Annotated in this window: 17 protein-coding genes and 2 tRNA genes; 2 read left to right on the plus strand and 17 right to left on the minus strand. The window is 54.4% G+C overall.

Going from position 1 to position 20,497, the window contains the following annotated elements; translation table 11 throughout:
- Positions 1-154 precede the first annotated feature (154 nt).
- The 10 genes from M2418_RS16425 to M2418_RS16470 form a co-directional block, all read right to left on the minus strand.
- Entirely contained in the window at positions 155-1,798 is a 1,644-nt protein-coding gene (locus M2418_RS16425; protein WP_259147877.1) for a hypothetical protein, read from the minus strand.
- 364 nt (positions 1,799-2,162) lie between these two features.
- A tRNA-Ser gene (locus M2418_RS16430) sits at positions 2,163-2,252 on the minus strand.
- Positions 2,253-2,507: 255 nt separating this feature from the next.
- On the minus strand, positions 2,508-3,677 hold the full coding sequence (locus tag M2418_RS16435; protein WP_259147878.1) for an amidohydrolase: 1,170 nt from the start codon (positions 3,675-3,677) through the stop codon (positions 2,508-2,510).
- A gap of 30 nt (positions 3,678-3,707) precedes the next feature.
- Positions 3,708-4,349, minus strand: a complete 642-nt coding sequence (locus M2418_RS16440; protein WP_259147880.1) for a class I SAM-dependent methyltransferase — start codon at positions 4,347-4,349, stop codon at positions 3,708-3,710.
- 9 nt (positions 4,350-4,358) lie between these two features.
- Positions 4,359-5,027, minus strand: coding sequence for a pseudouridine synthase (locus tag M2418_RS16445; RefSeq protein WP_259147881.1), 669 nt, complete (start codon positions 5,025-5,027; stop codon positions 4,359-4,361).
- A 90-nt stretch (positions 5,028-5,117) separates the two neighbouring features.
- Complete coding sequence (locus M2418_RS16450) at positions 5,118-5,978, minus strand: dipeptide ABC transporter ATP-binding protein (protein WP_250983341.1); 861 nt, start codon at positions 5,976-5,978, stop codon at positions 5,118-5,120.
- A complete protein-coding gene (locus tag M2418_RS16455; RefSeq protein WP_192486696.1) occupies positions 5,975-6,829 on the minus strand; it encodes an ABC transporter ATP-binding protein in 855 nt (284 codons plus the stop codon). Before M2418_RS16455 ends, M2418_RS16450 begins: the two co-directional genes overlap by 4 nt.
- 1 nt (position 6,830) lies before the next feature.
- On the minus strand, positions 6,831-7,748 hold the full coding sequence (locus tag M2418_RS16460) for an ABC transporter permease subunit (protein ID WP_192486695.1): 918 nt from the start codon (positions 7,746-7,748) through the stop codon (positions 6,831-6,833).
- A 15-nt stretch (positions 7,749-7,763) separates the two neighbouring features.
- Positions 7,764-8,768 carry an ABC transporter permease subunit gene (locus M2418_RS16465; RefSeq protein ID WP_250983340.1) on the minus strand — a complete coding sequence of 335 codons (1,005 nt, stop codon included), beginning with the start codon at positions 8,766-8,768 and terminating at the stop codon, positions 7,764-7,766.
- Positions 8,769-8,911: 143 nt separating this feature from the next.
- Positions 8,912-10,510, minus strand: a complete 1,599-nt coding sequence (locus M2418_RS16470) for an ABC transporter substrate-binding protein (RefSeq protein ID WP_259147885.1) — start codon at positions 10,508-10,510, stop codon at positions 8,912-8,914.
- 545 nt (positions 10,511-11,055) lie between these two features.
- On the opposite strand from M2418_RS16470, the gene M2418_RS16475 reads away from it, so the two are divergent.
- A tRNA-Leu gene (locus M2418_RS16475) sits at positions 11,056-11,142 on the plus strand.
- Positions 11,143-11,473: 331 nt separating this feature from the next.
- Here the strand turns inward: M2418_RS16475 and phoB are convergent.
- The 7 genes from phoB to phoR all read right to left on the minus strand — a co-directional run bounded on the left by phoB (position 11,474) and on the right by phoR (position 19,328).
- A complete protein-coding gene (gene phoB / locus M2418_RS16480) occupies positions 11,474-12,157 on the minus strand; it encodes a phosphate regulon transcriptional regulator PhoB (RefSeq protein ID WP_192486692.1) in 684 nt (227 codons plus the stop codon).
- A gap of 30 nt (positions 12,158-12,187) precedes the next feature.
- Positions 12,188-12,907 carry a phosphate signaling complex protein PhoU gene (gene phoU / locus M2418_RS16485; RefSeq protein WP_192486691.1) on the minus strand — a complete coding sequence of 240 codons (720 nt, stop codon included), beginning with the start codon at positions 12,905-12,907 and terminating at the stop codon, positions 12,188-12,190.
- Between the two features lie 102 nt (positions 12,908-13,009).
- The gene (gene pstB / locus M2418_RS16490; protein WP_192486690.1) at positions 13,010-13,825 is read right to left on the minus strand and encodes a phosphate ABC transporter ATP-binding protein PstB; all 816 of its coding nucleotides are present in this window, start codon (positions 13,823-13,825) and stop codon (positions 13,010-13,012) included.
- Positions 13,826-13,841: 16 nt separating this feature from the next.
- Positions 13,842-15,167, minus strand: coding sequence for a phosphate ABC transporter permease PstA (gene pstA, locus M2418_RS16495; protein WP_250983339.1), 1,326 nt, complete (start codon positions 15,165-15,167; stop codon positions 13,842-13,844).
- Positions 15,164-16,648 (minus strand): phosphate ABC transporter permease subunit PstC, encoded by a 1,485-nt coding sequence (gene pstC / locus M2418_RS16500; protein ID WP_250983338.1) that lies wholly within the window; start codon positions 16,646-16,648, stop codon positions 15,164-15,166. The genes pstA and pstC overlap by 4 nt, the downstream gene beginning before the upstream one ends.
- A gap of 182 nt (positions 16,649-16,830) precedes the next feature.
- Positions 16,831-17,865, minus strand: coding sequence for a substrate-binding domain-containing protein (locus M2418_RS16505; RefSeq protein ID WP_259147888.1), 1,035 nt, complete (start codon positions 17,863-17,865; stop codon positions 16,831-16,833).
- A 191-nt stretch (positions 17,866-18,056) separates the two neighbouring features.
- Positions 18,057-19,328: a phosphate regulon sensor histidine kinase PhoR gene (gene phoR / locus M2418_RS16510; protein WP_405049439.1), complete on the minus strand. Its 1,272-nt coding sequence runs from the start codon at positions 19,326-19,328 to the stop codon at positions 18,057-18,059.
- A 276-nt stretch (positions 19,329-19,604) separates the two neighbouring features.
- Between phoR and ppk2 the strand changes: the two genes are divergently transcribed.
- The gene (gene ppk2, locus M2418_RS16515) at positions 19,605-20,486 is read left to right on the plus strand and encodes a polyphosphate kinase 2 (protein WP_259147890.1); all 882 of its coding nucleotides are present in this window, start codon (positions 19,605-19,607) and stop codon (positions 20,484-20,486) included.
- Positions 20,487-20,497: the final 11 nt, after the last annotated feature.

Genomic DNA, 20,497 nt, shown 5'->3' on the forward strand with positions numbered 1-20,497 from the left:
TCTCACAGAAGTCCACTATCTTCTGACATCCAATTCGTTGACGCCATGAAAGCCACCGCCGGAAAATTCGTTTCGAATTTCGAAACATTTTCCTGACGCGGCTCGGAGTCAGGAGTCTCTCAACCGATCAGAAACATGACGGGACACGAGCCATTCATTCATCCCCGCGACGCCGCTTAGAAAGCACGTCAAAGTCCAAACCCTGGAACATGGAATAGTCAATTTCCGGATTCAGCGGCATCGTCGAAAGCAGGCGTGCCTTTCTTTCAGTGATGGCTCGCGTTCCATAAAGCTCGTGGATGTCGTAGCTCAAACCATGACCCGCTTGCAGTCGCGATGTTCGCTGATCTACGTCCTGCTCTCTTAACTCGTCGATAAGCCCAGCTCTCAGGGAGTGGAAGACTTCCTTCCGACCCTTCTCGACCTTGGCCTTCGTGAATAGCCGTTGCATGTAGCTCGAAGCCGATTTGGCAGGATCAGCGAGCTTCATCAACGTCGGGAAAATGAACTGTTCCCCCTGGTTTATCGCCCATTCTACAAAGCCGATTTGGCGCAAAAGGTCGTGAAGGATAAAATACTGGAGGCTTGCATCTGTCTTGTAGGGAACCCTCTTCCAGATGCCATTGTCGCTGACGATTCCGTTAGTGTTCACAACGTAAACACCTGGAAATTTTTCTTGAAAGTCAGACCCTTGCAGATAAGTAAGGAGACCAATTCGTCGACCTGTGAGGTGTCCAAGAAGCGGAAGCATCGCGGTATCCATATACCCGATTTTTACACCCACTCTAAAGATATCGCCGATTTTTTGCGCACTTAGCGGGCTGACCGATTTCGTGGGCATGGCGGTATCAGGAATATCCACACGGACACCCGCGAGTGGACTAACGTAATCGTACGCTTTCGTGGCTGATCCGATAATGGTTTTGACGATAGTCACATATCCGTCGAGGATCGTTTTATAGGCCAACGGCTTCAGATGCAGGTCCACATTGTCGATAAGAACTTGCTCAGATGAGAGAATCTTGTCGCGATCCTTGGGTTTCGCTGGCCAGTATTTCATTGCGTTCACATACGCCTGAAGATCACTGGCGGTATACGTGTCTACCTTATGATCGCCGATCAACTCGATAAAGAACTCTACCCTTGAACGTTCCGTCTTGACCTGGCTCTTATTGCCACTTGTCTTTCGTTCCCGAGCCGTAAAATAATCGCCTGCAACGTGACTGAACAAGGGCTTGGTGGATGGCCGACGTACCACCAATCGTCGGTCCAGGTCATATGCGGGGTACCGTTCAGGTTGAGGTATCTCTTCAGCCTTGATGGCGGCTACAATCCAGGGGGCTGGAGGAGCGTCAGCAGCCTCGCTGATGGGATCATCTACCTTATAGGCTATATCGTTGAACTTGATCTGCACATCCTCAGCATCGACCATGATCGGATCGACGGCAGTTCGATTTGCCGAATTCAGGCTTTGCGCTTGAGAGTCGAGAGCTGGGTCAAAGGCTACTGCTACTTGAAGCTGCCTAACATAGCGTTCCTTAAGCAAATCGGCGTTTTCAACCACGATAGCGTTATATGGGTTTCCATCCGCCGATGCTTTAAGTTCGCGCGTGACGCCTATCATCCCTTTAAGACCGGCCAACGCATGTGCGGTTTGCGGTTCGTCGGGTACTGGTTCCCGAATGCGATGGTGCATCATCCGCAGATAGGTTTTCAGCACTGCTGCACTTTCCCCGGGCGTCTCGTCACCATCCAGCAAGTCTTGGGGATTAATCGCGGAAGATTCTTGATCGTTCACTTGCTCACCATATCGCCTCATGAACAGACGTGCCTCTGCCGCGAGAAGGTCGCATAAGTAGCGAGCCTGACCATATGAACACGGCCCTAAGCTCAATCTCACTACGACGCTCTTGCCTCGGCAAAAATGCTTCGGCAACCGCATTTGAAAAACGTAGGCTGTCCCGGAACGGGTTATATAGAGCGAACCTTTTCGCTTTTTAAGTGCGCGAGAGCGTTGCGACGCATCCGCGTCCTCGGTTACATTTCCGGTTACACTGCGTGTTACATTCATGCCCAGGCTCTTTCTACAACGAGCTATCGGCTGAACAATCTGCTGGAATGCCAGTTAGTTAACTGGATGTGGCGGAAAGGGCTTGAAATAATGGCGGAGAGGGTGGGATTCGAACCCACGATACGGTTGCCCGTATGCCGCATTTCGAGTGCGGTGCATTCGACCACTCTGCCACCTCTCCGCGGACACAGGAAGCCATAAAGCTTCAAGTGCGGCGTTCTCATAACGGGCAAAACGGGAGCGTGCAAGGGGTAATGTGCAGTTCGTGACGAGTTTATGTCGAAGCGGTCAAGAAAACAGCGCCCATCCCGCTCATGTTGGTGCAATCACCTCGACATCAGCCATCAGAACATCATCACTCTCTCGTTTCTGTAACCACTGATGAGATGGTCGCTAACACAGATTCTGGTCATTTTGGCCGTGGCAATATCCGCCCTTATCCATTGATGTTGCGGATGATCCGCATAAAAATTCGGGCGCCAATATCAATCAACTCATCAGGAAAGTCATAGTCCGGATTGTGGAGATTTGCGTGGCTCTGCCCAGCCCCCAGAAAAAACATAGCAGACTGTGAAACAGCGCCAAAACGTCCAAAATCTTCTGATCCGCGCATCGGTAGAAAATCCTCGGTATAGGGAATGTTCTCGGCCTTTAGTGCGGTTATGATATGCGCGGTCGCCTCGGGCGAATTTTCGCAATGCAGGAAAATATCATCGTAGGCTATGGAAAATTTCAGACTGTTTTTATTGGCAATATCTGTGACGAGCTCTTCCGCCTGAGCGCACAGGGTATCCATATTGTCATCCGACAATGTGCGCAATGTCGCCCAAAGCTCGGCATCGGCAGGGGAAATGCCAAAGGCAGCTTCGCCCATACTGGCGTGAGTGATGGTGACCATGCGAAAGTCGGCACCTGGCAAAAATCGCTCGTCGGCTTTTGGTAGCCCTACACCCAGTTTAACCAGCGCAGGCATCAACTCTGACAGTGCCAGCATCGGTGAGATGCCTTGCTCCGGTGACGATGCATGGGCGGTTTTGCCGCTGAGGCTGATCTTGATGCCACGCGAGGCACAGTTGACCACGCCTTCCATGATGCTGACATGGCCAAGTGGCAAGCCGGGCAGATTGTGCAGTGAAACGGAAACGTCAGGCATAATCTCGGCGAAACGCGGATCAGCCAATACAGCGGCGGCACCAGCGCCGGTTTCTTCTGCCGGCTGAAACATCAGGATAACGCGGCCCTTTTGCGGCCTCTGCCGTGAAAGTCCAAGGCCCAGCGACACAAGAATGGTGGAGTGCCCGTCATGGCCACACAAATGGCCCTTGCCTTCACTTTGTGAGCTATAGGCAAGACCGGTTTTTTCAAAGATCGGCAAGGCATCCAGCTCGGAGCGAATGAGCAATGAGGGACCGGGCTCACGGCCTTCAAAGATCACAGCCAGACCGTGGCCGCCCAGACCTTCGATGATCCTGTCCGGTTTCATCTGCTCAATGTAAGTGCGGACGCGCTGCGCGGTCTCTTTCTCTTCTCCGGAGATTTCCGGAAACCGGTGCAGCTCCCGGCGAAATGCGGTCAATTCAACAAGGTCGTCATTGCTTAAAAACATCCGAATACCTTACTTTATTGCGGGCAAGCGCTACCCCTGCCCTGCTGCCGTTTCATCCGTCTTTCCAAAGATCATGAACACGTCATAACGTGTATTTTTACCGTCAATCTGATGATTGGGCTTCTTCAGACCGGGCATCGGGTCCGCCTTTTGGGGCCATTTGAGAACCACCCGCTTTTTGGCAACCTCAAGCGCCACACGCATCAATTCGGCCTGATCATCGTCTGCGCCGACAATGTCGCGGAGATCGCGCATTTCCTTTTTGACAAGTGCGCTGTTGTGACGAGGAGGATGCATAGGGTCAACCAACACGACGTCGGTTTCCATCCCGTGCAGCAGCAGCCTGGAATCGCCGTGCAGCAGCGTCATCCGCGCTACGGTTTCAGCGTAGCGCCCACCTTCGGCCATTGCGGCCTCAAGTCCTGCCGCCAGTAGCGCATGCATCTGCGGCGACCGCTCGATCATCGTGACATTGGCGCCCAGTGAAGCAAGCAGAAAGGAATCGCGGCCAAGACCTGCCGTTGCATCAACGATAGTCGGCAAGCGCCCCTTTGTCAGCCCGACAGCCTTTGCCAGGGCCTGTCCCCGCCCCTCGCCGGCGCGAAAGCGATGACCGACAGCGCCACCGACAAAATCCACGACCAGATCTGTGTTGTTGGTTTCCTTGCTCACGCAGCCACCTCAAAACGGACACGGAACGAGAAACGACACATCACGTCCGTCCGGGTGACGAAAACCGATTTCCTCGGCGTGCAGCAACAAGCGATCCGCTGCATCGAGTGCTTCACCACTGGCGTAGAAAGCATCCCCTAGAATTGGGTGGCCGATCGCCTGCATATGAACGCGCAGCTGGTGGGTGCGGCCCGTCAACGGGTGCAGCTTGACCCGGGTAGCCGGTAATGGCAGGCGGTCCAGCACATGCCACTCGCTCTGCGCCGAACGGCCATTTTCATGGTCGACGCGGTGGCGCGGTTTGTTGTCCTGATCAATTGCCAACGGAAGATCAACTAGGCCGCTTTCTTGCGCAAGATGCCCCCAGACAACGGCTATGTAGGATTTGCGTGTCGTGCGGTTTTCGAACTGGGCAGCAATGGCAGCGTGCGCCTTGCGGTTCAACGACATCAGGACAAGACCGGATGTGTCCTTGTCCAGCCGGTTGATCATCAATGCCTTGGGAAACTGCTTTTGAACGCGGGTCTGCAGACTGTCGTAAAGAGCAGGGTCACGCCCAGGCACGGACAAAAGGCCACTTGGCTTGTCTAGGACAAGAATGTCGTCATCCCGGTGGACGATGGACAGGTATGGCTCCAGCGGCGGCGTATAAACAGGGTTTGAAAGAGTTGTGGGCATGCCACCCTTTACCACGGTTTGTGCCTGTTTTGCCTTGGATAATTGAATACCGGGTGCCGCTTTCGCAAAGCACCCGGCATTTCTTTTCGATTATGCGCGCTGTTCGCGGGCGGCAGCCTTGGCTGCCATGCGCTTGCGGATGCTTTCGATATCCGCCTGCGGCGTGGCCGCAAACAAGGTGCGGGTGTATTCGTGCTTCGGATCCGAGAAGACCTCTTCACGCGTGCCGTACTCCACCGCTTCACCAAAATACATCACCATGACTTCGTCAGCGATGTACTTCACCACAGAAAGGTCGTGGCTGATGAACACGTATGTCAGGCCAAACTCGTCCTGCAGGTCAGCCAGCAGGTTGAGAACCTGAGCCTGAACAGAAAGGTCCAGCGCCGATACCGGTTCGTCCAGCACCAGCAGCTTCGGGTTCAGCATCAAGGCACGCGCAATGGCGATACGCTGGCGCTGGCCGCCGGAGAACATGTGCGGATAGCGATTGTAGTGTTCCGGACCCAAACCGACCTTGATCAGCATTTCCGTTGCACGTTCACGACGCTCGGCAGATGACATTTTTGTATTGATGAGCAGAGGCTCACACAAAACATCGCCGATCTTCTGACGCGGGTTCAATGAACCGTATGGGTTCTGGAACACGATCTGAACCTTCTGGCGCATTTCCGCCGTCAGATGGCCTGGGCGGGTATCAACCGTCTTGCCATCGATCAGCAGTTCACCAGAGGTCGGCTCGTCGATGAAGGTCAGCATGCGGGCAAGCGTAGACTTGCCGCAACCGGATTCACCGACGATTGCCAGTGTCTTGCCGGCTTCCAGCTTGAAGGACACACCTTTCACGGCATGGATTGTTCTGCCTTTTTTGAGCATGCCGCCCGGCAGTTCATAATCCCGCTTCAGGTTGCGAATTTCCAGCATGGTCTTGTTGGACTGGTTCGCTGTCATGCTGTTTCTCCCGCAGGCGTTGGTGCGCCATCGAAAAATGCGGAAACGGTCGTTAAACGGTCACCTGTTGCATTTTCCGGCAATGCGGCAAGCAAAGCCTTGGTATAGTTGCTTTTCGGGTTTTCGAAGAGGGTCAGCACGTCGGCCTCCTCCATCTTGCGCCCCTTGTACTGCACGACCACGCGGTCAGCCGTTTCCGCCACGACACCCATGTCATGGGTGATCATGATCAGACCCATGCCGTTCTGCGCCTGCAGCGACATCAGCAGATCGAGAATCTGCTTCTGGATGGTCACGTCAAGCGCCGTTGTTGGTTCGTCAGCAATCAGAAGTTTGGGGTTGCAGGCAATGGCGATGGCAATCATCACACGCTGGCACTGACCACCGGACATCTGGTGCGGATAATGCTTGAGCCGTTCAGCCGGATCAGGCAGGCCAACCAGCCGGAACAGTTCGAGAGCACGTTCACGACGCTCCTTGCGGCCAAGGCCAAGGTGAATGCGCAGAACTTCCTCGATCTGGAAACCGACGGTGAAGCAAGGGTTCAAGCTTGCAACCGGCTCCTGAAAGATCATGGCAATATCCTTGCCGATCAGCTTGCGGCGTTCCGCAGCAGACAGCTTCTGGATATCCTTGCCCTGAAACAGCATACGGTCAGCGGTGATGCGCGCAGTCCACGGTAGCAGGCCCATGACAGCCAGCATGGACACCGACTTACCGGAGCCCGACTCACCAACGATGGCGAGAACTTCACCCGGATCGACCGAAATCGAAACACCATCAACGGCCTTGAACCAGCCATTGGCCGTCTCAAACTCAACGGTGAGATTATCAATTTGCAGAAGTGCCATATCAGGACCTCTTCAGTTTCGGGTCAAGCGCATCACGCAAACCGTCGCCCATCAGGTTGATGGCAAGTACGGTGATGAGAATGGCAAGACCAGGGAATGTAACAACCCACCATGCGCGCAGAATAAATTCGCGTGCTTCGGCGAGCATCGTGCCCCACTCCGGTGCAGGAGGCTGAGCGCCCATGCCGAGGAAGCCGAGAGCGGCCGCATCGAGAATGGCGTTGGAGAAGGACAAGGTTGCCTGAACGATCAGTGGTGCGGTGCAGTTCGGCAAAATGGTGCGGAACATCAGGCGGAACGGACCAGCACCGGCCAGACGTGACGCGGTGACGTAGTCACGGGTCTTTTCCGCCATCACGGCAGCACGGGTCAAGCGCACGAAGTGTGGCTGCAGAACCAGCGCGATCGCGATCATGCCGTTGGTCAGGCTTGGTCCGAGAATGGCAACCAGAACCAGAGCCAGCAGCAACGATGGAAACGCCAGGATGATATCCATCAGGCGCATGATCATCGTGTCGACCCAACCACGGTAATAACCGGCGATGACACCGATCACGATACCGCTGGTGAGCGACAACGTGGTGACGAATACACCAATGAACAGCGAATACTGCGCACCGTAGATCAGGCGGGACAGAATATCGCGGCCAACCGGATCTGTGCCGAGAAGATATGTGAGGCGTCCGCCTTCCATCCATGACGGTGGAACAAGAATAGCATCACGATACTGCTGAAACGGCGAATGTGGTGCGATGATCGGTGCGAAAACAGCAACGATAACCAGAGCAATGAAAACATAGAGACCAATGACGGCACCCTTGTTTTCAGAAAAATAGAACCAGAACTCCTTGAGCATCTGGCGACGCATCGCAGAGGCGGAAACCGGCTCTGCGGATTTGGAAATGGCGGTATCGGCCATGGGAATTTCTCCTTCTTAGTGCCGGATACGTGGATTGATAAGGCCATACAGAACATCAACGATAAGGTTGACGATCATAATGATGCCCGCAATCAACAACAAACCACCCTGAATGACAGGGTAGTCACGGCGGAAGACCGAATCGACCATCCATTTGCCGATGCCCGGCCAGGAGAAGATCGTCTCGGTGAGGATAGCGCCAGCCAACATCACGCCGACCTGAAGGCCGATGGTGGTGATGACAGGGATCATGGCGTTACGAAGCGAGTGAATGCCGATAACGCGGAAGGGCGACAGGCCCTTGGCGCGTGCGGTACGGACGTAATCCTCCGACAGCACTTCCAGCATGGCCGAACGTGTCTGGCGGGCGATAACAGCCAGCGGAATGGTGGCCAAAACGATGGATGGCAGCGCTAGGTGGCTGAGAGCCGACGCAAATGCGCCCTTCTGGCCCGACAGCAGCGAGTCGATCAGCATGAAGCCGGTGACTGGCGGGAAGAAGAACATCAGCGAGATGCGTCCTGACACCGGTGTCCATTGCAGGATACCAGAGAACAGGATGATCAGCAGAAGACCCCACCAGAAAATCGGCATGGAGTAACCAACAAGTGCAACGCCCATCAGGCCCTGATCGAAGATCGAACCACGTTTGATGGCGGCAATGATGCCGGCCGGAATACCGATAGCGATAGCCAGCACGATCGCACAGAAGGAAAGTTCAACCGTCGCCGGGAACAGTGCGAGAAACTGGCCGAGAATAGGCGACTTGGACACAATGGATGTGCCGAAATCGCCCGTGAGAACGCCGCCAAGGTAATCCAGATACTGGATGACCAGCGGGCGATCCATGCCGAGCGCAGCACTGATCTGTGCGTGGCGCTCTGGCGACATGACGCGTTCACCCGACAGCAGGGCAACCGGGTCACCCGGAAGCAAGCGAATGAACAAAAATGCAACAATAGAAACCCCGATGAATGTCGGGATGAGCACAGCTATGCGCCGTACAAGGAAGCCAATCATAGTAGACCTTCGATCTGTTCCTTCAGGAACCTGTTCGTTGGTAGGTGTGGCGATTTTGCCTACATCTTAATTTGTCGGAACTGCACAAAGCAAATGCCGCGCGCCTTTATTAAAAGGCACGCGGCACGCTTAACGATGACAGCTTACTCAGCGATGTCCACATTTTCGAATGTGAAGTCACCCAGCGGGCTCTGAACGAAGCCGCTGACTTCCTTACGCATAGGAACGATGGACAGGGAGTGGTCGATGGTTGCCCAAGGAGCTTCCTTCTTGAAGATAACCTGAGCTTCTTCATAGAGCTTGGTGCGCTCAGCCTGATCGGTCGTAACCTTGGCCTTCTTCACCAGATCGTTGAACTCCTTGTTGCACCACTGCGCACGGTTGTTACCGCCAACAGCTTCGCAGCCGAGAAGTGTGTCGAGGAAGTTGTCCGGATCGCCATTGTCGCCGGTCCAGCCGAGGAATACAGCGCCGTCACGGTCCTTAGCCTTCGAACGGTCGAGGTATTCGGCCCATTCGTAGGATACGATCTCAACCTTTACGCCGATCTTTGCGAAGTCATCCTGGATAACTTCAGCAGCGCGACGTGCGTTGAGCATGTAAGGACGCGAAACCGGCATTGCCCAGACCTTCATGGAGAGGTCCTTCACGCCTGCTTCTTCAAGCATCTTCTTGGCAGCGTCGAGATCGTAAGAATCATCTTCGATCTTGTCGTTGTAAGACCACATTGTCGGTGGGATCGGGTTCTTGGCAGGCGTTGCCATGCCCTGGAACACTGCGTCAACGATAGCTGGCTTGTTGATAGCCTTGTTGAGCGCCTTGCGGACTTCGACCTTGTCGAACGGAGCCTGCGTTGTGTTGTAGGCGAGATAAGCAACGTTCAGGCCTTCCTGTTCCATAACCTGCAGGTTTGGATCAGCCTTCATGGACTGTACGTCAGCAGCGTTCGGGAACGGCATCAGGTGGCATTCGCCAGCCTTGAGCTTCTGGTAACGAACAGCAGCGTCGGTGGTGATCGCGAATACGAGATCGTCTACCTTAGGCGCGCCGCCCCAGTATTCCTTGTTAGCCTTGTAACGGATAACGGCATCCTGCTGGTAACCGACGAATGCGAACGGACCGGTGCCAACAGGCTTCTGGTTCAGCTGTTCCTTGGTGCCGTCAGCAGCGAGCTTGTCGGTGTATTCCTTCGAAACGATCGAAGCGAATGGCATCGCAAGGTTTGCCAGGAAAGGTGCTTCAGGACGGTTGAGGGTGATCTTGACCGTCATGTCGTCGACTTTTTCAACGGACTTGATCAACTCCGGGAAGCCCATGCCGGCAGCATATTCCCAGGACGTACCAGGTACATACTGGTGCCATGGGTTGTCGGTCTTGATCTGGCGCTCGATGGAGAAAACAACGTCATCGGCGTTCAGTTCACGGCTTGGCGTGAAGAAGTCTGTGGTCTGGAACTTTACGCCCGGACGCAGCTTGAAGGTGTAAACCGTGCCGTCTTCCGAAACTTCCCAGCTTTCAGCGAGACCAGCAACTGGCTTGGTTGTGCCGGGCTCGAATTCGAGCAGGCGGCTGTAAACAGTGTGCGCAGCGGCGTCAAAGGTGGTGCCGGCGGTGTAGAGGCCCGGGTCAAAACCTTCTGGAGAACCTTCGGAGCAATAAACGAAGGTTTTCGCGCTTGCTACATTGGCGAAGCATGTTGCAGACAGCAATGCTGCCGCAATGAGGCCAATTTTGGAATTCATGTATAGCTCCCACTTTTATGTTCCCGCTTGTGCCAACAGGCGGGAATGGTTGAGTCATTATCGTAATTTCAGTCTGTTCCGATGCCGGAGCCACAACACGGGAAGAGCTTCACAAGGCAGTTTCCGTTTTGCTGTTCCAGCCTCGCTGCCCCCATTGCCAAAATAACGGGCGCTTTAACCGAAAAGCTGTCTTAGCATCACGAGAGGCAAAGGCGGAAGCCCCCTTATTACGTAAAGATATGATTTATTCTGTCACAACCAGAGATTCCTGTATCGATACAGGCCAGCCTGATTTTAAGGCTCTGATATGTGACGGAATTGGTGCCACGCAAAACCAGCACCTTGGCAAATCAGACAAAACGCAGAATCCGCATAAAACAAGGGCTTAGAGGCTGTGCAAAACCATGCGCGGAAAATTTCACGTAAAAATACTATTTATTTTCAATTAGTTGAATCGCCAATCTGTATGACTGAAAACAATTTGTCATAAAAAATAAAAAAGTCCGTTGACATAGAGCGCTGCTCGCCGTACATCGCTCTCCGTCGCCCAGATGGCGGAATTGGTAGACGCGCCAGCTTCAGGTGCTGGTACTCGCAAGGGTGTGGAGGTTCGAGTCCTCTTCTGGGCACCAATTTCTTGATTTAGTTATCTAAATCAGCCTGCAAAAAAGCTCCGGTCTCCGGAGCTTTTTTGCGTTTAGGGCCTTAATTACTCCTCACAGCCTGTCCGAAAATGATAGATTTCGACCAGTTCGAGCACGCAGTTTTACTCGTCGGATTGGGCGTGTCTGAAACCGCAAGTTTTCAGGCCAATTTTGCCCCAAAGCGGGGATGCCAAGTCCTCATATCGAAGGACGGTAGCAGCGATGAGTTGCAAGCTCATGGGTAGTGAAAGCTCTCCCAAAAACAAAAAGCGCGACTATGAGCCGCGCCTTTGATGTTTTTATATGATGAAAAGCCGGATCAGGCTTCCATCGAATAACCCGCACCACGAACTGTGCGAATGACATCCTGCATATTGGAGAAGTTTAGCGCCTTGCGCAGACGTCCGACATGCACGTCGACAGTACGCTCGTCGACGTAGATATCATGCCCCCAGACACCGTCGAGCAGCTGCGAACGTGAGAACACGCGTCCCGGTGAGGACATCAGGAACTCCAGCAGGCGGAACTCGGTTGGCCCAAGGCGCACTTCACGGCTTTTACGGTGAACGCGGTGCGTTTCACGATCAAGCTCGATATCACCGCATTTCAGCACCGAAGACAGCACCTCGGGCTTCGCACGGCGCAGCATGGCTTTCACACGTGCCATCAATTCTGGCGTGGAGAACGGCTTGACGACATAGTCATCCGCTCCGGTGGCGAGACCGCGAACGCGTTCACTTTCTTCACCACGCGCCGTCAGCATGATAATCGGCAGGCGTTCTGTTTCAGGCCGCATTCTGAGGCGCCGGCACAGTTCGATGCCGGAAACACCCGGCAGCATCCAGTCCAGCAACAGAAGGTCAGGAACCCGTTCCTGCAAACGAATTTCTGCTTCGTCTCCACGGGTGATCGTGTCGACTTCGTAGCCTTCGGCTTCTAGATTGTAACGCAGCAGAACGCTCAGGGCTTCTTCATCTTCTACGACTGCGATCTTCGGCAACATGGCTGTACTCCGCTCAAGTCCGTCTATCTATTATTCGGTTACAGCACCGAGCGTGTTGGAGCTGTCGTCCTTCGGACGATCACCTTCAAGCTGGCTGCCTGTTGCCATGTAATAGATGGTTTCGGCGATATTGGTTGCGTGGTCACCGATACGTTCGATGTTCTTGGCGCAGAACAGCAAATGCGTGCAGGTGGTGATGTTGCGCGGATCTTCCATCATGTATGTCAGCAGTTCGCGGAACAGCGAGGTATACATAGCGTCGATTTCTTCATCACGCTCACGGATGGCATTGGCCTTCTCGGCAGAACGCGTTGCGTAAACATCAAGCACTTCCTTGAGCTGAACCAGTGCCAGCTCGGACAGGTGCTCCAAGCCGCGTGCCAGCTTGCGTGGTACGCCCGTGCCCTGAACAGCGATTACGCGCTTGGCAGTGTTCTTGCCAAGGTCGCCAACGCGCTCCAGGTCGCTTGCAATACGCAGGGAACCGATGATTTCGCGCAGGTCGGCCGCCATTGGCTGACGCTTGGCAATGGTCACAATTGCCTTGTCACCAATTTCGCGTTCCGCGTGGTCAAGTACGACGTCTTCTGAAATGACCTTCTGGGCCAAAGCCGCATCGGAGTTGACCAATGCGCGAACTGCATCCGCGCACATTTGTTCTGCAAGACCACCCATCTCAGAGATGCGGCGTGTCAGGAATTTCAGCTCATCGTCATAAGCAGACAAGATATGCGAATGTGTCGATGTCATTTCAAAGTCTCCGGCTTCTGCAAGGACGCGAGACGAAGCTAAATGGCTCCAAGTCGCTCCGGCACAATTCTTTCACGTTAACAGCGGGCGATTACTCCAAGATTAGCCGAAGCGTCCCATGATGTAATCCTGCGTGCGCTGGTCGTCTGGATTGGTGAACATCTTGTCAGTGTCGTTTTCTTCGACAAGATGGCCGAGGTGGAACATCGCCGTGCGCTGCGAAACGCGAGCTGCCTGCTGCATCGAGTGCGTCACGATGACGATCGTGTAGTTGGTGCGCAGTTCGTGGATCAGTTCTTCCACACGTGCCGTTGCAATCGGATCCAGAGCCGAGCAAGGCTCATCCATCAGGATGACTTCCGGGCTAACGGCAACCGCACGGGCGATGCAGAGGCGCTGCTGCTGACCACCGGAAAGACCGGTACCAGATTCATGCAGGCGATCCTTTACTTCGTTCCAGAGACCGGCTTTGTGAAGGCTGGATTCAACAATCTGGTCCATGTCCGCACGCGACTTTGCCAGGCCGTGAATACGTGGGCCGTAAGAGATGTTCTCATAGATCGTCTTCGGGAACGGGTTTGGCTTCTGGAACACCATGCCGACGCGGGCACGCAGTTCCACCACGTCGATGGCCGGATCGTAGATATCATCCGTATCGAGGGTGATCTTGCCGGTAACGCGGCAACCATCAATGGTGTCATTCATGCGGTTCAATGTGCGCAGGAATGTGGACTTACCACAACCCGATGGGCCGATCAGCGCCGTTACGGTGTTTTCGCGAACGTTGAGGTTCACGTCGAAAAGCGCACGCTTTTCACCGTAATAAACCGAAACGTCCTTGCCGATCATCTTAAGCGAAACATCATTCATTTTCTTGTCCAGCGCCTTTTCAACTGCTGCTTCCGACATCATGTTCATCTGCTTCAAGCTCCTTTTACCAGCGCCGTTCGAAACGTCGACGCAGAAGGATTGCGCCTACATTCATAACAATCAGGAACAGAAGCAATATGATGATTGCTCCCGATGTACGCTCTACGAAAGCGCGTTCTGCTTCATTTGCCCACATGTAGATCTGGACTGGCAAGGCAGTAGCAGGGTCCATTGGTGTGGTCGGGTAGTTGGCAACGAAGGCCACCATGCCGATGAGAAGCAGCGGTGCGGTTTCACCCAGAGCATGTGCAAGACCAATGATCGTGCCGGTCAGAATACCGGGCATGGCCAGAGGCAATACGTGATGGAAGATCGTCTGCATTTTCGATGCACCAAGGCCTAGGGCCGCAGCGCGGATAGATGGCGGCACTGCCTTGAGCGCCGCACGGGTAGCAATGATGATGGTTGGCAGGGTCATCAGGGTCAGCACCAGACCACCAACAATCGATGCCGAACGTGGGAAGCCCATGAAGTTGATGAACACCGACAGACCAAGCAGACCGTACACAATGGACGGAACGGCCGCGAGATTGTTGATGTTAACTTCGATGAGGTCCGTGAAGCGGTTCTTCGGAGCAAACTCTTCCAGATAGATGGAAGCGGCAACACCGATTGGCAGCGACAGCACCAGAACGATCAGCATCATGTAGAAGGAGCCGATCAGCGCAACGCCCACGCCAGAGGCTTCCGGACGGCTGGATGCGCCATTGAAGAAGATGCCGGTGTTGAAGTGCTTGGCCAACTGGCCAGCCTCAGCAAGCTGGTTCATCCAGCCAACCTGGTTGTCTTTTACCTTGCGGCTGGCTTCGGCCACCGACAGGTCGATCTGACCCTTGTAAGCAGAGTCGATGTCACCCGCCGCCAACAGCGACACGTTGCGGGTCGTACCGATAACCGACGGATCCTTGGTCACGATATCGCGAAGCTGAGTGCGCACGCTATCGGAGATCATGGCATTGACAGCGCGCAGGTCTGCACGGTTGTCAGGTGCAATACCCAGAACCTTGGCAACGGCGTCGCGTGCCAGGATCGGGTAGTTGGCGGTCATCAACTTTGCAGGATCCTGAGCGCGCTCATTTTTCGGGTCGATAACCTGTTCGGAGAACTCGACAGGCACCGTGATCATCGTCTGCTGGAAGGCGGTATAGCCCTTGCCAATAACCGACCACAGCAACAGCGCGAGAAAAATCAAGCCAAACGAGATCGCAGCGACACCATAGGCACGGAACCGGCGTTCAGCAGCGTAACGACGCTTGATACCGATATCGCGACGGTTTGTGGACGCCTTGGCAGACGGAGTGGAGGCCGGCGAGGAAACTGCGTCGGTCATTCATACTGCTCCCGGTATTTGCGCACGATGTAAAGCGCGTAGATATTGAGGCAAAGCGTGATGGTGAAAAGCGTAATGCCGAGGGCAAAAGCAACCAGCGTCTGGGGCGAGGTAAATTCAAGGTCGCCCGTCAACTGGCTGACGATTTTCACGGTCACGGTCGTCATCGGTTCAAATGGGTTGAACTGGATGCGCGCGGCAACACCGGCGGCCAGAACAACGATCATGGTTTCACCGATAGCGCGCGATGCCGTCATGAGGATAGCACCAACAATACCCGGCAAGGCAGCTGGCAGAACAACGCGCTTGATGGTTTCCGAACGGGTTGCACCAAGGCCGAGCGAACCGTCACGCAGTGCCCGCGGCACGGCGGTGATGATATCGTCCGACAGCGACGACACATAAGGAATGAGCATGATGCCCATAACGAAACCAGCGGTCAGAACACTCTGTGCCTGGATGAAGGTGGTGTAGTTACCCGTTGCCAGACCGTTGATCTGGGTGGAGATGTCACGCAGGAACGGACCAACAGTCGTCAGGGCGAAAAAGCCGTAAACGATGGTTGGGATACCGGCGAGCACTTCGAGAAGTGGCTTGGCCATCGAGCGAACACGCGGCGAAGCGTATTCCGCCATGTAGATAGCCGAGAACAGGCCAACCGGTACGGCCACGAGCATGGCAACCAGACCGATGTACAGCGTACCCATCAACAGTGGGATGAGACCAAACTGACCGGAACTGTCCGTTGCACCAGCAGCCGCAAAACGTGGGTCCCACACGGTTCCGAAGAAGAACTCATGTGCCGGCACCATATTGAAGAACTGGATCGCTTCCGTCAGCATCGACAGGATAATGCCGACCGTGGTCAGGATCGCGATCGAGGAGGCAAGTATCAGACCGGTCAGAATGAATTTTTCCACTCTGTTACGGGCGCGGAAGCGCGGCGCAATCGAACGGAAAGACACGGCTGCACCGCCAAGGGCCAGACCAAGCACCACAACGATCATCGCAATGCGGCTCATCGAGGTCAGGTCGTTCAGTTCCTTGGCAGAAACGATCATGTAGGGCTGAGGGTCGCCGGCCAAGGCAATACCACGGGTGGACAGAAGCGGACGGATATCTGTCGTGCCAGCCTCAACCGCGGCGAGTTCTTCAGCCGAAAGGGCGTTCATGCCGCGCGCAATTGCGCCGACCATGCCGTAAGCCAGTCCCTGCTGGGCTTGCGACTGGGCGCGAACGTCTTCCGGGAAACCGCCACGCACGGTGGAGGTGATGACCATTGGGCTGACAATCAGCCAGATACCCAGAATGATGGCGGCTGGAATGACGGCCCACAAAAGAACATAAGAACCGTGATAACCCGAGCGGGAATGCATGACGGCGGAACGGCCGCCGGCAAGCGCCGCAGCACGGCGGCTACCAAGCAGGTAGCTGGCAATGCCGATCAATGCCAGTATGAGCAAAAGGATCGATGTGTTCATAAAATTTCCTCGGCATGCCGGGGCGGCAGGGTGCAGCAAAACAACGTAACGGTGGCAAATAACACGCCTCTGTGGGCAGCCTGACCGTTTTCACAATCCCAATACGCCAAGGGTGAAACCGGAACAAGCCAGACACCCAAGGGAATAAACGGCGCGGGGGAAAACCCCGCGCCGTCAAGATATTAGAGAGTCTTACCGGATTCGAAGTTAGAGCGGATTTCGTCGCGCTCTGCATCAGGCGCAGCAACCAGACCGTAAGCGGCCAGCGGAGAGTCTGGGCCGATCATTTCTTCAGACGTGAAGAACTCAACGTATTCCTTCAGGCCTGGGATAACGCCCAGGTGAGCCTTCTTCACGTAGAAGAACAGCGGACGGGATACTGGGTACTTGCCAGAAGCAATGGTTTCCGTGGATGGAACAACGCCGCTGATGGTAGCAACCTTCAGACGGTCAGCATTGTTTTCGTAGAAAGCCAGGCCGAATACGCCCAGACCGGTCTTGTTGGCGTCGATACGAGCCAGGGTCTCTGTGTAGTCGCCGTCAATATCAACCGAAGCGCCGTCCTTACGAACAGCTACGCACTTAGCAGCAGCCTGCTTCGCATCAGCAACCAGACCCTTGATGGCATCAGTTGCACCAGCTTCCTTGCAGCCTTCAGCCATAATCTTCTCTTCGAAGACTTCGCGTGTGCCGTGCTTGGAACCAGGGATGTAAGCAGCGATTGCTACATCAGGCAGTTCCTTGTTGATTTCGGACCACTTCTTGTAAGGGTTGGCAACGAGCTTGCCGTCCTGAACGATTTCAGCTGCGAGAGCGAGGTAGATGTCCTTCGGCTCAAACTTGACGTCTGGGTTGGACGAGTCCATCGCGAAAACGATGCCGTCATAACCGATCTTGACTTCCTGAACTTCAGTGACGCCAGCAGCCTTGCAAGCTTCGAGCTCTTCGCCCTTGATTGCGCGCGACGCATTGGCAACGTCGATGGTGCCTTCACCAACGCCGGAGCAGAATGCCTTGAGACCGCCACCGGTGCCGCCGGATTCAACAACTGGCGCCTTGAAGGCAGGGAAGGTTTCGGAGAACGTCTCGGAAACGATCTTCGCGTATGGAAGAACGGTCGAAGAACCTGCGATCTGTACCTGGTCGCGAGCAGCGGCGGCGCCTGCAAATGCAACGGAAGCCACCAAAGCTGCTGCGGTCAATTTAACGATGTTCATTTGTCTCTCCCATGATGGGTTTGTAAGGACGCAGCCTATGCGGCACTCGCACTTTCCTGCGTTCGGCGCGTCCTTATTAGCCGCGCTTGGCTTATGCTTTTATGTCATTTCAATGAAACATTTGTGACACACCAAGCCATTGATATAAAAAGTTATTTTATATCAATTGAAAAACTTGATGACTGAGTATGTCAGAATCTGACGGTAAACTCGGTTCCTTCGCCCAATTCGGATTTCACGATCAACCGTGCCCGATGGCGTGTCAGGATATGCTTGACGATCGCAAGACCGAGACCTGTGCCCTTTTTGGAGCGACTGTCAGTGACGCTCACGCGATAAAACCGCTCCGTCAAACGCGGCAAATGTTCCTTGGGAATGCCCGGCCCCTTATCAATAACGCTGACTTCTACTGGCTTTCCGGGCGGTGTCTTCAGCCAGATATCGACGACCTTGCCTTCCTGGCCGTATTTACAGGCGTTCTCGACCAGGTTCTGGAATACCTGCACCAATTCGTCGCGCTCGCCCTGCACTTCGACGGCCCCTTCGGGCACATGCAGATTGATCGAGACATCAAGTTCATTGGCCAACGGCACCAGAGCATCCCGCACATGTCCGAGAAGCGGCACAAGATCGACCTTCTGATCCGGAGCAATATGAGCGCGTAGCTCCAGCCGCGACAATGACATGAGATCATCGACCAGACGGCTCATGCGGGTTGCCTGATCGAGCATGATGCCCAGAAAGCGCGTCTGCGCCGCAGGATCATTCTTGGCTGGTCCCAACATGGTTTCAATAAATCCACGCAAAGAGGCGAGCGGTGTACGCAGTTCATGGCTGGCATTGGCAACGAAGTCGCTGCGCATGCGGTCGATACGACGAAGTTCGGAAATGTCGCGGAATGAAAGGATGTAATAACGTTTGTCTTGCGATTTCGGTAGGTCGGCCGGTGCAATACGGACAATAAAGACCTGTTGGGACGGCAGTCTTTCGGAATGCTCGATCTGGTTCGGCTCTCCAGTCATGATGGTTTCGCGGATCATGTCCAGTATGCTGGGCGAACGCAGGCGGGCGGAAATATGCGTGCCGGTGGTAAGCTGACCGAAGATTTTTTCAGCAGCCTCGTTTTCGAACAGAATGGCCGCCGACTTGTCCAGAATGAATATTGGGCTGTCCAGCACGGCGAGACCGGCCTTGAAGCTGGCGAAGCTTTCCGGCACCGCATCATCGGCTTCGACGACAACAGGTGGCAGCATGCGGGGGATTTCTGGACGGGCTGATTTATCGCGCAGCAACAATGCGACCAGCGCCAATATCCAAGCGCCGCCCACCAGCCAGGGCGAACCTTTTTCCAGAACAGCCAGAAGCGCCAGCAAGGTCAAGGACAAGATAACGAGCCAGTTCCGTCCCATCTTAGCGATGACACTGTTGCCAGCATTGTTGTTGTCATCCGTCGCCATTGCCATGTCCGCTTCCAAACGTCGCCAGTTATAATGCATTGCACATCATGTCCGCAGAATCGCGAAACGTTTGGCGCATCGATCCGTCATATCGTGACTTCATGACAGATATTCATCAAGCCAGCGGTTATTAAACCGCTCATTATCCCCGAGAATAAAAAAGGGCCATTTTCCTTAGCCGGCGACAAAAATCTGTTCTTGAAATTGCTTGAATTTCAACATGCAATATGTGCTGATTGTTTGATAATTACACGTCCTGTGCGCGTGGAAAAGGGAGATACCATGGCTGATACCAGCAAGAACCGGGCAGTTGAGCTTGATATCAATGGCAAGACACGGACATTCGATATTGATGACCCAACGTTGCCCTCCTGGGTGGAAGACGCCAAGCTTTCCGCCGGAGGTTATCCCTACGACAAGAAAATGAAGCGTGAAGATTATGACAATACGCTGGAAGCGTTGCAGATTGAGCTGGTAAAAGTGCAGTTCTGGCTGCAGTCAACAGGCAAGAAGGTTATGGCGGTCTTCGAAGGCCGTGACGCTGCCGGTAAGGGCGGCACGATTTTCGCTACCAAGGCCTACCTCAATCCTCGCTCCGCACGGGTTGTTGCGCTGACCAAGCCGACGGAAACCGAACGCGGTCAATGGTATTTCCAGCGCTATATCTCCCACTTTCCGACAGCGGGCGAACTCGTGCTGTTTGACCGCTCATGGTACAACCGCGCCGGCGTTGAACCGATCATGGGTTTTTGTACGCCGGAAGAGCACAAGCGCTTCCTGAAGGAAACGCCACGGCTGGAAAAGATGATCGTCCATGACGATGTGCATTTCTTCAAGTTCTGGCTGGATATTGGTCGTGAAACGCAGATCGAGCGTTTCCACGATCGCCGTCACAGCCCGCTGAAATGCTGGAAACTGTCGGATATGGACATCGCTGCGCTGACAAAGTGGGATGATTACACTGCAATGCGCGACCAGATGCTGGATAAGACCCATACGGATGACGCACCATGGACAGTTGTCCGTGCCAACGACAAAAGGCGCGCACGCATCAATGTCATCCAGCACATTCTCAAATCGATCGATTACGAGGGTAAGGATAAAAAGGCCATCGGCGATATCGATGACAAAATCCTTGGTTTCGGCCCTGACTTTTTGAAGTAAAACACCTCTGA

It is taken from the genome of Rhizobium sp. BIGb0125 (assembly GCF_024810055.1).
In the GTDB taxonomy this organism is placed as follows: domain Bacteria; phylum Pseudomonadota; class Alphaproteobacteria; order Rhizobiales; family Rhizobiaceae; genus Agrobacterium.